Here is a 13,049-nt window from a genome sequence, read left to right on the forward strand (position 1 = left end):
TTATGGCAAGGCGTTTTGCCATAACAACTAATGTAGTAAATGTTAGATTGCTAAGGGTTATTGAACCATCAATTTTATAACAGATGTTTGGTTCTCTATGGTAATGCGTAAGAAATACATACCGCTTGCCAATTGCGATACATTAAAGATGCTGTTGTTAAAAGATGATTGATTAAACTGGATAGGAATTTGTAGGCCTTGGATGTTGACCATTGATAGGCTGGAGATGGTTTTAGAAGATTGAATAGTAACTACATTTTCGGCGGGATTTGGAAATATTTTAACGTTCTGTATGTTATAGTTGTTGGTGCTCAGGGCCACATTGGCTTCCAAATAATCTGCTATACCGCTGTTATCAGTATCATCATCTGTAGGGTCTCCATTGTTGTTGTAGTCTTCGTTAATGGTCAAGATTGTATCATTGTCGTCGTCGTCATCCAAATAGTTGGGAATACCATCCAAATCGGTATCGTCATCTGTTAGGTCTCCGTTTTGATTTCTATCCTCTTGGTTATCGTTAACTCCATCACTATCGGTATCGATGCAAACAATGTCTTGCAGCTCTAAAGTAGTAATGGTATAACATCCTGTGGAAGTATTTTGGGCCCTTGCAAAAAGCGTTTCCATACTGCCTGATGAGGTTGTGTAGGGAGAGAGTAAAGGATTGCTATTAGCTTCGGCATCAACCAAGGAACTAAAATAAGTTACTTGAATGTTGGCCTGTCCATTGGTTATTTCTTCATTTTTAGATTCTAAATCAAAGGTTGCGTATGCTCCTGAATTATCTGTACAGGCTATCAATGGGGTTGGTGTGACCACGACTGGGCTTGAAAATACGATAAGTGTAAGTTCCGTTAGATCATAATTTCCAGTTGCATTTTCTTTTAGCCGAACATAGATGGTTTGTGTATATTGAATAAAATTGGCATAGGAGTTGGGGTATAGGGCATTCACTCCGTTTTGTGAGTCCATAGAGGTTTCATGATAGGTAATTGTATAATCGGATGGATTTTGGTTGCCTAAAATGGTTGCATCGTTGAGTGTTAGATCGAATACGGCAAAACCGTCACTGTCCGCGTCACAAATTGTTTGATCAGAAGGTTGATTCGCTACTTGTGAAGTACTTAGATTTGGCAAAAATAGGGGCCCTACCGTAAGAAAAGCAATGGATAGCTTTTTTAAAAGTGTTGTTGATGGTGTCATGAGTTGGTATTTGTTAGCTACAATATATAAAAAAATGTTGTAGGAAAAACAATACTTATTTTGGTGGTGGTGTTTCTGTGGTATATGGTTATTCAATTTTAAAATCTAGAAGAAAGTATCCCTGTAAGGTAGGTAAAGAAGACGTTTTCAGTTTCATCATGCTTTAAAATGAAGAGCCTTGGGTGTCTGTAAATTCCCGTTCGTTATAGGGATCATTTCATGTTTGATTTTAAGTTCTTCCCTTTAGATAACTATCCTTGTTGAATTAACATAGCCATAATACGCGAGTTTATATATCAAACATGAAAATAAAGCCTATACTATTAAACCACAATACTTGTTTGTCGTGAATCGTAGCATTGCTAGTGGTACTTAATTTTGAGAAATCACTTTGCATTTTGTAGTTGAGGCCTAAGTAGTAATTGTTAAATACTTCAAAAAGGAAGGCGAAAGAAATTTGGGATCCAAAATTCCAACCCTCATAAAGGTCTTTTTGGTTGAAATCCAAGTGACGGTATTCATCTCTAAGTACAGTTTGAGCATATAAGCTTGCTTCCATGGCCATTCTAAATCTATCGGAGAAGTCACGTTTTGCGGTGAGTACCAAAGGAATGCTAAGTAGTTCTCTTGTATGATTAAAGTTACCCAAACTATTAAAGGAATTCCCACTAAGAGCGGTATATCCAATACCAGAGGCGAGTCCTACAATATTATTGAAACGGTAATTTAAAAGGATTTCACCGGTGCTTATTATAACATTATAATCGGGTTCGTTCTCATTGTTTATGATGCCGTAGCCAAAACCTGAGGAGGCAATGAAATTAAACTTAACTGGTTTGTCCACTTGTTTGTTTTCTGATTGGTCCTCTTGGGCTTGGGAAAATTGACTAGAGATAATGCAAAGCAGAACAAAAAGAAGTTTTGTTATTTTCATGAATTGGTTGGTTAAAAGATTTTACAATACTGTTATAAACTACATTTTGTAAAAATTATTGTAAATAATAGAAACTTTTCCTACAAATAAATAAAGATATGTGTGACTTTACAATCTTCTATTAGGCAGTAAGTCGCTCTGTTGTAGAATCTTGTGTTGTTGGAGGCAGTAAAGGCTGTAAGGCCTTTATGAATTTTTTGTAGTTACGTTTGTTTTTACCCCAGTCATATATTTGAGTGGGAAGAGCGCAAATGGAGGTGAAGTGAAGTTCGGTATGTTGGTCTACTTCATTTAGGCTTACCTCAATATATTCTGAAAAGGAAGACATGGAAAAGGAGGTTTGTGCATAGCATTTTAGAGTGTCCTTATCGACACCAACACTTTTGAAATGACAATCTTTTAAGGCTTGTTTTACGATTTCTAGGTTGTCCAAAGCTTTGCCTTCTAAAGTTGTATTCCCTCTATATTTACAGGTGATGGCATCTGGATTGTTGGTGAGTTTTTTGTACAGAAATATAAAAATAATGCCACCTATAAGCAGAGGCCACATAAGAGTAAATTCGGTTAATTCCATGTTGGTTGATTTGAAATTGAATGACCTAATATAGGGTGTTTTTGTTAAAAGTGTTTTTGGGTCTCGAAGTTCTTTTAGATTCTGATGTATGATAAAGTCAAGCTGGGTGGCTTCAACCAATACTTTTATAAATGCTGTTGTTTTAAGATAATTGTTGCGGAAGTATAGAGGCTATTTCATTCCTTGATAAACCTATAGGTACTGCCATTCTCGAAACTCAAGAGGTAAAGCCCTTTTTGCAGTTGATGGATGTCTATGGCTTCATTGTTGGAAATGGTGCCTGCACTTATTTGAGTGCCCAAAACACTATGAATACTGTATTGGACAGTATTTGTTAGCCCCAAAATACGGATGCTGTTCGATGCTGGATTAGGATATAAACTAATGGAAGAGACTTCACTTATTTCAGTTATTGAAAGCGCATTAAAATTGATTTTTGAAATAATACCGCCCCAAGCTTGAGTGAAATACAAATCGTTATCGTGGAGTACCATCGAGGATGGACCACTAATAGAAGTTAAGAAATTGGTAGCGTATGGTGTGGCATCATTGAGTGATATTTTAGTTATGGAAGACCCAAAGAAATTGGCAATATAAAGGTTGTTTGCATGCAACAATAGCCCCACAGGTGTTCCCAATCCAGTGGCAAGGTCAGTTACTGTTGGTGGTGATGTGCTCAGATCTATTTTGGAAACTTTATCGCCGTATTGCTCTGCAACAAATAAATTGGAGCCGTTTAATAATAGATCCGTTGGAGTTTCAAAGCCTGTTGCCACATCCGTTACAGTTGGATTAGTAGCGTTTAAAACTATTTTGGCAACTTTATTGCCTGTGGAAAAATAGAGGTCGTTACCATATAAAGTTAGCCCATCAGGACCATTAAGGCCTGTTGCAATGTCAATTATGGTTTGGGAGGCATCAGTAAGGTCTATTTTGGAAATTTTACTGGCAACCGTAAAATAAAGGTCGTTTCCAATAATCATGAGATCCTTAGGGGTATTCAATCCGGACAAAAATGTGGTCACTGCTACTGGTTCTGCAGCGCTTAAATCTATTTTGGAAATGGTATTACCCGTGAGTTGGGTAAAATACAAGTCGTTGCCGTGAATGGCCAATCTGTAGGGAGTGCTTAAATCTGTAGCAATATCCGTAGGCTGTCCAATAAGATTAGAGCTACTTAATAAGAGAGCTAATACAAGGGTAATAAAGCGTTTCATAGACAGTAATATTAAAGGTTCATGCATTTGTTCGTGGTTGTTACGGTGCTATGTTTATTGAGATTGTTATTATAAATTTAATGTAAATGTTTGACAATAAATAGTTTGAGTTGTTTAAATTAAGATATTTGCGTGTTGGTATTCATGCTTGTTGCGCAATTTTTACAGCAGTGAAGTTTGGGTTAAATGAAGGGGTGTTTGTGTAAGGGAAGCCACAGCTTCCTGTATTTGTAATGTGTTTCCAGTCGATGGATTATTGTATAAGGCTAAGGCTGTTTTTAGTGTCTCTTTTTTAGCTAATTATGCGTAACTTTAATAAAGCAATTTTTCAAAAATGTATTATGAAACTATGTGTTAAAACCCTACGTATACTGTTGATAGGATTCTTGTTGTGCAGCAGTTATGGTATGAAATCCCAGACCTATGATGTGACCAATGGAACAGCTTTCTTCAAGGCGAAAATTTCCATTAACTCTTATACGGGGGAGTCTAAAGAATTAAAAGGACATTTGGATGTTGATACCGGGGAATTTGAGTTTCATGTAGCTGTGAGTTCCATAGATACAGGAATCAATAAACGAAATGAACACATGTTTGAGTTGTTAAAAAGCAAGGAATATACCTATGTGACCTTTAAAGGAACCTTGGAGCAACCTTTGGATGTGGAATCTTTAGGTACGCAAACCATTACTGCCCGAGGTACGTTTACCTTAGCGGGTACTTCCAAGGAGGTAAGTATTCCGTTGGAATTTAGCAAGGAAAAGGATGGACTGCGTTTAAAAGCTTCATGGAAGCTGTTGATTACAGATTATAATCTCGAACCGCCTACAAAAGCATTGATGAAAGTGAAGGATGAACATGAAATGGGGGTAGATGCCCTGTTGCGAAAAGATTAATGTTAATAGTTAGAAAGGGTAGCCAATGGCGAAGTTGAAAATAGGCTCGTCAATTCTAAAATCGTAGCGTTCGCCTTCGGGTAGGGATGGGTCGTGGAATGGTGCTGCCAAATCAAATCTAACCACAAAGCCTTGGATATCAATTCGAGCGCCAATGCCGGCTCCCATTCCCAATTCATTGATAAACGAACTACTGAATTTCCCTCCGGGAAGGGTTTCATTTTCTTTGGAATTCCAAATATTACCGGCATCCACAAAAACGGCTCCTTTTAAGAAGGAAATAATAGGAAAGCGATATTCAATATTGGCTTCCAACCTGATGTTTCCAGCTTGATCTAAATAAGTATCATCGTTATCGGTTTCTTCACTAAAAGTTCCTGGGCCCAAAGAGCGTATTCTAAAAGCTCTAACGCTATAAGGCCCTCCTGCATAATATTGTTTCACAAAGGGGAGGATGTTTGAATTTCCATAGGCCAATCCATAGCCGCCAAACAATCTAGTGGCAATCACCTGTTGTTTTCCTATGTCCAAATGGTAATGAAAATCCAGATCCAGTTTGGCGTATTGTGCATAGGCGAGCCCCAAAAAGGTTTTGGGTTGATTGGCGCCTTGATCTTTTCCAAATAAACTAATCGAATTTCCTGCAATGTCAAAAGTGGCATTAAAATAAAATTGGTGTTTATCTTTGTTATTCACCATGCCATTGTATGTAAAGGAATACATAAGCCCCGAAATAAACTCTTGGTCAAAACTTTCCTGTAAATAAGGGTTTTCATCCAGAATCTGTTCAAATTCTGGGGAAGTGTTCAAAAGTTGGGTGTAGTTGACCGTGACAGGATTGATTTCGTGCGTCACAAACTTGTTGGCATCCCAAGTATATCCAAACTTTACATTGCCAGATAATAAGGCGTACAAATTACTTCGGCTTAAATAATCAATGCCCAATGAGGTTTTGGTTTTTGGGATGGAGTATTTAAAATAATTGTCGTCAAATTTTATGGGGAAAAGCATGCGTGGTACCACAAGTTCACTTTTAATGCCCAATTCGGTACTGTTAAGACTGTTGCTGTTGCCGCTGGCAATTTGCTTTTCAAATCCTAATTTCCCACTCACACTAAAGGTTTCGCCGCCGCTAAAAATGTTGCGGTTGGTATAGGTAATGGCCAAAGCAGGGCCTGCAAAATTATTGGATTTGGACACGGCCTGCAGTTCGGTTCTTAAACTTCGTTTGTTCAACGGCGATAAATAAATGTCGGCCTGTAAATGTCCTAGGGAATCATTGGTGAGCGAGTCTATTTCTTTGTACTGAATGTTCACATATTTATAGGCGCCTATGGTAGAGAGTCGTCTGGCAGTATTTCTGGAGTTTTGTGGGTTGTAAAGTTGGCTTTCTTCTAGAGTGACGAATGGGTCGAGGTATTTTGGTTTGAAAAACGCTTCGGTTTCTATAAAATTTTTGTTGTTGAACCTTGTAGGGTTTGAAACCAAAGAGTCCTTCGCCAAATCATAATTGGAGTAGATGTTCACCTTGGTGATTTTGTAAGGAACTTGAGCCTTTTGAGGTACTTCCTTTTTCAGTCGCAGATAAAGATCGAAGCGTTTGTTTTTGTAACGATTGGTGTCTGCTTCAAAAATTAAAAATTGAGAGTTGAAGTTATAATAGCCTTTTTGCTTTAGTTCGGCATCAATTCTACTGCGCTCCAATTCAAAATTGGAAAGGTCAAAACGCATGCCTTTTTTAAATGGGGTGTTGTTAAGGGTTTTTGCAATTTCGGAATGGATGGGGTCTGAGAACGAATCTAATTCATAGCGTTCCATGGTATAAGGTGGTGCAATTCTGGCAGTATAATGGACAGAACTTTTGTAGTCTTCTTCGGTTATTTCCGAATCGGCACTACTGTAAAAGAAACCACGGTTTTCCAATCGGTTTAAGATAAGATCCCGTACTTCGGAAGTTTCAACATCCGATTGGTAGACAGGCTCCTCTCCATATTTTTTGTATAACCACCGGTTGATAAATCCGGGATGTTTCTTTTGCATTTTGTAATAATAGTATAAGCCTAGGTGCATCCCTAAAAAGGTGGAGTTAGGCTCGGGCAAAAGCACTTTTTCCAATTCTTCCTTGAGTAGGGGTTCGTTGGTAATTGTAGAATCCGATTCCATTGAAAGCGTGGCGCCGGTGTAAAGATGTTCACCTTCAGGAATGTGCTTTGTAATAGAGCAGGATTGAACCATCCAAATGGATAAAAGAAGGATATAGTAGTGGCGATATTTTGAAATCGTGTTCAAGTGGATACTATACTTTATGTTTTAGTTGTCGGTTTCTGTTTTTGTATTCTCATTCTTTTCATTTTCGTCCTCTTTAGGTTGTGGATGCACAAGGGCGTGCCAAAACTCACTGAATTTATTAAATTCCAAGGTGAAAATTAAGGCAATGCCGCTTACCATGGTTTGGCCATCAATCACATTTTCAAATTCATTGCGTCTAAATCCTTTTATTCTATAGCGGCCATTTTTGGTGAGCATATATTCCAGCGTTACATTCCCGATGATTGGGGCTTCCTCGTCTTCGGGGTTGCTACCCTGTATGTCAACTTCGCTTCCCACCTGTACTGTTAGCCTGTCGTTGAACAGTTTTTTCTGCGCGGCGATGTCCAATTGGGTGCGGTCTTGTGGTGTACTGCCCTGATAGTCGGTGAAACTGTCCAAGCCAAAATTGAGTTCGAAACCGGTATTTCCCAAAAGCTTGTCTGAAAACATATTTAGCTGATCGGATACGGCATCGTTGAGGTTATCCCGTGCGATTGTGGCCATTCCACCTGAGCTTCCGTCACTGCCGGGTTCTGGGTAAAAGCGGTTCAAAACCAACAGTGAAAACACTTGCTTGTTGAGTTCCTCTTCCTGTCGGTTCACTTGTTGGATACGTCCGTACACCTGCCCGTCAATGGCTCCCTGTTCGTCTTCCGGCATGTCGATATCGAAGGAAATGACAGGTTTCATCAATTCGCCATCAATATTCAGAAATACTTCAAAAGGCAATACTTCTCGGTATTTGCTTTTCACCGAAGGATCGGCGTTGGAAGTTTGGGAAGCCATTAAAGGTCCCGCCGAAGTTTTTAATTGGTACATGGCACGAATGTCCAGTTGGGCATCAAAAGGATCCCCGGACCAAGTCACGCGACTTCCTGGAGTAAGTTCAAACTTGCGGTTCACCAAATTATACAGGCTCATTTCATAATGGCCATCTGTGACGTCATAGACTCCCGAAAGATTCATTTGTCCGTTGGGTTTCATCGTAAAATTAAAGTCACCTTCACCCGAAACCATAAAGTTGTCGTTGGTGCTTTCATTGATAATAATGGTAACGGCGGCCTCTTCGGCCACCTTGATAAGGGCTTTGACATCAAAGCCTTTAACAGTAGCGGTTTTTTCTTCTTTTTGGGTAAGGATGGCATCGGGATTGTCGCGGTTTACAAAAATGACCACGCCATCACGCTGCTCCATATTTACGGAAGCTGAAGGCATGATGTATTTGATATCGGTTTCTTTGCCCAAAGTAGCGTTTATGTCCAATTTGGGGATTTGAAGGTCGCCTGTTAATTTGGCCTCGGCATCAAAAACGGCTGTGCCATATATAAGATCGTTATCCTCACGTGAGGCATCTAGTACTTGGAAATTGTCTGCTTTTATATCTAAATTGAAAGTAGGATTGGCTAAATCGTTGGTGCCAATATCACCAGAGACGACAAGGATATTATTGTTGGCATCCTTGATGGTGAAATTGTCCATTGAAATCAGGTCATTTTGAAGTGAGACCGCTTCATTGTCCATAGAAAAACTAGCATTGAACTTGGTAATTTCAAAACCAGCATCTTTAAAATTAAGTTGCCCTTGATAATTAGGGCTTGCGGTTGGGCCATTTACAGTAAAGCTTCCCGAGAGCTCGCCTTTGGTTTCAGAAATCTCGCCAAGACTAAAACCTTCCAAAGCCTTCATTTGAAGTGAATTGATTGTTAAGTCTAAATCTATGCTTCGATTCGCTTCACTGGCCATATAATCTCCCGTCATATCCAAATCAACATCTCCTTCCTTCAGGGAAGTGGTGAAATTGTAAGTGTTGTTGCCTTGTGGAGTAGCCTCCAGGGTTAACTTGCCCAAATCTACGTCTAGGGCGTTCAGTTCTGTGATGTCTAGATTAGCAATCAATCCCATGTCTTCAAAAGGAGAAACTATAACAAGATTACCATTCAAATATCCAGAAGCAATGCTTTTGTTTGGGTTGAGGTAGCTGAGCAATTCATTTAGGTTGAAATTGGAAAAATTAATGGCCACATGGTCTTCGGTGATATTAGGTTGTTGGTGGGTAAGCTCGACAAGTTGATCGCTATTGCGGAGTTGAAAGTCTTGAAATTCGAGCTTTTTGTCGCTATAACGGATGAAGTTTGATTCTTGGATGTTCCAAGCTTCTTTGTTGATGGTAAGGTTTGAGGGAATTGTATGCAATTCTAAAATATTGTCTTTTGAAGTGATTTTGGAATCGATATTTATGAGGGTCTCATCATTGTCTTGAGCCAAAAATTCTAAGAGCAATTCTCCATTTTGCTGTTTGCCGTTAAAACTGGTTTTGGGAATTGCCAAAGGGCCGGTTGTAAACTCTTTAAAGTTGAGGTCGAACTCAAAATTATCCACATTGGTGTTTAGGGAAAAGGCCAAGCTATCCAACTCAAAGCTGCTATAGTTGATTCGTGGCGCCGAAATATTCGCATTTAAAACTTTAGCACTTTCGTTGAAATCCATGGCCATTTTAATGGTGTCAAGGTCTTTGAGGTTGATCAAAAAGACGTCGTTCATCAATGAGGAAGGATTAATCGTTCCTTTGAATGTTAAGTTTACAGGGCGCTCCAAAGTGTCTACCAATCTCACATCGTCAAAAAAGTAACTTTGAATATGATGTTTTAGAGCCTTGCTAAATATTTGCGGGTTGGTGTTGGACGCAAGTTCTGCATCCAGAAGTTTGTTATGGATTTCAACAGAAGTGGTATCGATGCTTACATGTGCAATAGCGTTGAGGTCGCCAATTAAATAGGATTTATTGTCATAAACCACAACCCCTTCCGTAAGGTTGGAGGATAGATCGAATGTTTCTGAATTCCCTTTGAAATCAGCTTTTAACTGAAAACCCGTGCGGATGTTCCGTTCCATTAGTCCCAAAGCATTGAGGTTGGCACCTTTTAGATTTAGGTCAATCGAGGCTTGTGGAGCAATGGAGTCTAAAGTGACCAATGCATTAAGGTCGAGGTCGAGGTTGTCGTCTTTATATACCGAACTCACAGTGCCGCTTCCGTCTACGATAGTTCCCGTTAGTTTTAAATCGGTAATGTTGTATTGTTTTAAAGCGAACTGGGAAATGACTGCGTCGAAATTCGCATTTAGTTGGTTGATATTGTCTCCCGAACCATCGGCTGTAATGCTTAAACTAAGCGGCCCCAATTCCTCATTTTTTAGGAGTTCGTCCAGTCTGTACTGGTCAATATTGGCTTCAACTTCAAAAGATAAACCGCTTTCATTGTTGTAATGACCATCTATTTTGGCAAGCCCTTGTGAGGAGTTGAGCTCAGCTTTGGCTATTATATCCTTTAAATTGCCTTTGACGGTTCCAGTAAGTTGTATGCTGTCCGGAAACTGAATGCCAAGAGAGTCTTCGACAACAAATTTGATAAGGTCTGAACGGGTAGTTCCAGCCGAAAAAGAAGGAATGTCAAACTGGATGCTATCTGTTTTAGTGACATTTCGAATGTTGCCATTGGCAGTTAATTGAGTGTCTTTTCCCCAATTGATGTCAAGATTTGAAATGTTCAGTGACGCTAAGGTGCCATTCACGTTCAAGTGCCCTTTTATTGTATTTTGGCTTACAGTTTGTAAATAGGGGTTGTCTTTTAAATTGGGTTGGAATTTAAAAATATCGTTAGGGTCTAGTTGTATTTGGGGTAGGTTTAAGTGGATGGTGGAAAGTTCTGGAGAGCTCAAGAACTGTGACAATTCAGAATAACTAATCGCAAGCGATCCCTTTAATTTGTTTTGGTTGACACTGGCGTTGAGTTGCTCAATATTTAGGTTTTGGTCATTGGCACTTAACTTTAGGCCAAATTCATTTAGGTTGATGCCCGAGGCTTCCTGAAATTGTATGTTTTCCAATTCAAGACCCGCAGTTTTGTCTTTAAGGAAGATGTCGTTGGCTTTGAGGTTGACATGTTTTAAGGCGATGGCCTTGGGGTTAAAGTTGTCTTTCTTTGGTTTATTGTCTCCTGAAAAATAGGCGAAACTGTTGTCTTCAAAATCAATATCGCCAATGTCAATATTCAGGTCTGGCCAGTTAAACTCGCTAGAATTTGTAGTGTTTAAATCTGGTTGTGGCGGTGGACTATTGTTGGTATTGGTATGAATAACAATGTTGGAGTGCTGTAAGTTGAGGTCACCAATTTTATACGAATTGTTAGTAAGGTCAATGGCCTCTAGTTCGGTGTAAAACTCGTCAATGTTGGCTTCAGCTTTTATATGGCTGCTTGAAGATTCGTAATTGGCAATGACGTTTTTTAGCGTAATTTTATCGGCAGCGAGAAAAGGAAGTGTGGTGCTATCCGATTCGCTGGATGGGGATGAGTCTGTTTGAATAAAGTTGATCTTGGCATCGCTGAGAGTCAATTCCGAAGCCTTGAATATCATGTCTTCCAAATTGGTGTCATCCATATGAAGTTTGAGTTCCCTAAACACAAAATGGCTCTCAATACCTGTTACAGCATCGTTATAAACAATGTCAAAATTATTAAGATTGAGTTTGCCAAGAACTAAATTGAGTGGCTGGGAAATCGTGTCTTTTTGGGTTTTGTTGTCTTCTTCCGAAGCAAAAGCATCAATCAGAAATTGAAAATTAAAGCCTTCAATACTGTCGTTTCTGATAATGTTGGCTCGCAGTCCGTCCCATTGCAGGTCATCAACTCCAACCCCTTTTCCGGTAATCAAGGCCCAAAGGGGCATGTTAACTTCCAATGATTTGGAATAGATTAAGGTGTCGCCTTTAGGGGTTTCCAGATAGAATTGTTCCAATTGAATATCACCATCAAACGTTACAAATAGTTTTTCAATGTCAATTTTGGTATGGGTCTTTTTGGAGATAAAATTCACGGCTTTGCCAACAATGATGTCTTGGCCCCATGGACTTCTAACAAAAAGGAGGAGCAGGAAAAATAACAACAGGATACCCAAAAGCAATTTACCTAGAATGCGCAATGCTCGGTATTTCTTTTTTGGGGATGGCGTAGGTTTGTGTGCTGTTTGTGCTTCCTTCAATTGATAGATTGTTCTTACAAATGTAACCAAGTGTTAAGATACTATTTCCTTTGTAATTAATTGGTTTCTAAGGAGAAAATTAACAGGTGGGGATTATGGTTTTTAGCGGTTGGTTTATTGCTTTGTGTGTGGGGAAATTCTTTATCTTGCAATAAAAATTAATCAGTAAACCATATATGAAAATAATAGGAATAGGGAAGAATTATGTAAGTGATCCTTCTGAAATACCTTCAGAAAAAGGCATGCCCGTCATCTTTACAAAACCAGAAAGTAGTATCCTAAAATCGGGGGAGACCTTGCATTTGCCAAAAGTATCCAACGAGGTTTGGTACGAAATTGAATTGGCGTTTAGAATTGGTAAGACGTGTAAGAATGTATCTCGTGAAGAGGCTATCGATTATATTGATGGCGTTACCCTTGCTAATGATTTAACTGCGAAGGATGTATTGGCTGCCAGTAGAGAAAGCAAAGGGCCGTGGGCTTTAGCGAAAGGCTTTGATGGCGCAACGCCCCTAGGGGAATTTGTGTCTATGGAAGGCTTTCAGGACTTGGGCAATATCAATTTTACTTTAGAAATCAATGGCGAGGTGGTGCAAACCGGGCATTCGTCGTTAATGATTTATTCATTGGGGGAGGTTGTTGAAGTAGTGTCCTCATTTATGACCCTTGAACCTGGAGATGTTATTTTAACCGGAACGCCAGCTAAAGGTGTTGGCTTGGTAAAATCTGGAGACCGTATGCTAGCCTATCTAGAAGGTGTGAAGACCTTGGAAACGGTTGTGGCGTAAATTCAGGTAGGGTAGTTGCAATATAGTTGCTCTAGGCCTTTCCAATACAAAGTGAAAATTTATGTAAAGCCGCCTTTGCTTGAGGTGGCT

Annotated in this window: 8 protein-coding genes; 2 read left to right on the top strand and 6 right to left on the bottom strand. The window is 39.4% G+C overall.

What is annotated here, in order from left to right; genetic code table 11:
• Positions 1–57: 57 nt before the first annotated feature.
• From AC6I5C_RS04740 to AC6I5C_RS04755, 4 genes are all read right to left on the bottom strand, one after another.
• Positions 58–1,203, bottom strand: a complete 1,146-nt coding sequence (locus AC6I5C_RS04740; protein WP_497904166.1) for a T9SS type A sorting domain-containing protein — start codon at positions 1,201–1,203, stop codon at positions 58–60.
• A gap of 289 nt (positions 1,204–1,492) precedes the next feature.
• Positions 1,493–2,137: a hypothetical protein gene (locus AC6I5C_RS04745; RefSeq protein ID WP_497904167.1), complete on the bottom strand. Its 645-nt coding sequence runs from the start codon at positions 2,135–2,137 to the stop codon at positions 1,493–1,495.
• A gap of 121 nt (positions 2,138–2,258) precedes the next feature.
• Positions 2,259–2,711, bottom strand: coding sequence for a hypothetical protein (locus AC6I5C_RS04750; protein ID WP_497904168.1), 453 nt, complete (start codon positions 2,709–2,711; stop codon positions 2,259–2,261).
• Positions 2,712–2,887: 176 nt separating this feature from the next.
• Entirely contained in the window at positions 2,888–3,928 is a 1,041-nt protein-coding gene (locus AC6I5C_RS04755; RefSeq protein WP_497904169.1) for a T9SS type A sorting domain-containing protein, read from the bottom strand.
• Positions 3,929–4,269: 341 nt separating this feature from the next.
• Here AC6I5C_RS04755 and AC6I5C_RS04760 point away from each other — a divergent pair, with 341 nt between their 5' ends.
• Positions 4,270–4,824: a YceI family protein gene (locus AC6I5C_RS04760; RefSeq protein WP_497904170.1), complete on the top strand. Its 555-nt coding sequence runs from the start codon at positions 4,270–4,272 to the stop codon at positions 4,822–4,824.
• Positions 4,825–4,833: 9 nt separating this feature from the next.
• On the opposite strand, the gene tamL is transcribed toward AC6I5C_RS04760, so the two are convergent.
• Both tamL and AC6I5C_RS04770 read right to left on the bottom strand, forming a co-directional pair.
• A complete protein-coding gene (gene tamL, locus AC6I5C_RS04765) occupies positions 4,834–7,104 on the bottom strand; it encodes a translocation and assembly module lipoprotein TamL (protein WP_497904353.1) in 2,271 nt (756 codons plus the stop codon).
• A 30-nt stretch (positions 7,105–7,134) separates the two neighbouring features.
• Positions 7,135–12,201 carry a translocation/assembly module TamB domain-containing protein gene (locus AC6I5C_RS04770; RefSeq protein ID WP_497904171.1) on the bottom strand — a complete coding sequence of 1,689 codons (5,067 nt, stop codon included), beginning with the start codon at positions 12,199–12,201 and terminating at the stop codon, positions 7,135–7,137.
• 146 nt (positions 12,202–12,347) lie between these two features.
• Here AC6I5C_RS04770 and AC6I5C_RS04775 point away from each other — a divergent pair, with 146 nt between their 5' ends.
• Positions 12,348–12,959 carry a fumarylacetoacetate hydrolase family protein gene (locus tag AC6I5C_RS04775; RefSeq protein ID WP_497904172.1) on the top strand — a complete coding sequence of 204 codons (612 nt, stop codon included), beginning with the start codon at positions 12,348–12,350 and terminating at the stop codon, positions 12,957–12,959.
• Positions 12,960–13,049 lie beyond the last annotated feature (90 nt).

It is taken from the genome of Mangrovimonas sp. sgz306409, from assembly GCF_059735265.1.

Bases quoted from the DNA above. Each gene is read 5' to 3' on its own strand.
- AC6I5C_RS04750 (WP_497904168.1), bottom strand. From the start codon at position 2,711: ATGGAATTAACCGAATTTACTCTTATGTGGCCTCTGCTTATAGGTGGC.
- AC6I5C_RS04775 (WP_497904172.1), top strand. From the start codon at position 12,348: ATGAAAATAATAGGAATAGGGAAGAATTATGTAAGTGATCCTTCTGAA.
- AC6I5C_RS04760 (WP_497904170.1), top strand. From the start codon at position 4,270: ATGAAACTATGTGTTAAAACCCTACGTATACTGTTGATAGGATTCTTG.
- AC6I5C_RS04755 (WP_497904169.1), bottom strand. From the start codon at position 3,928: ATGAAACGCTTTATTACCCTTGTATTAGCTCTCTTATTAAGTAGCTCT.
- AC6I5C_RS04745 (WP_497904167.1), bottom strand. From the start codon at position 2,137: ATGAAAATAACAAAACTTCTTTTTGTTCTGCTTTGCATTATCTCTAGT.
- AC6I5C_RS04740 (WP_497904166.1), bottom strand. From the start codon at position 1,203: ATGACACCATCAACAACACTTTTAAAAAAGCTATCCATTGCTTTTCTT.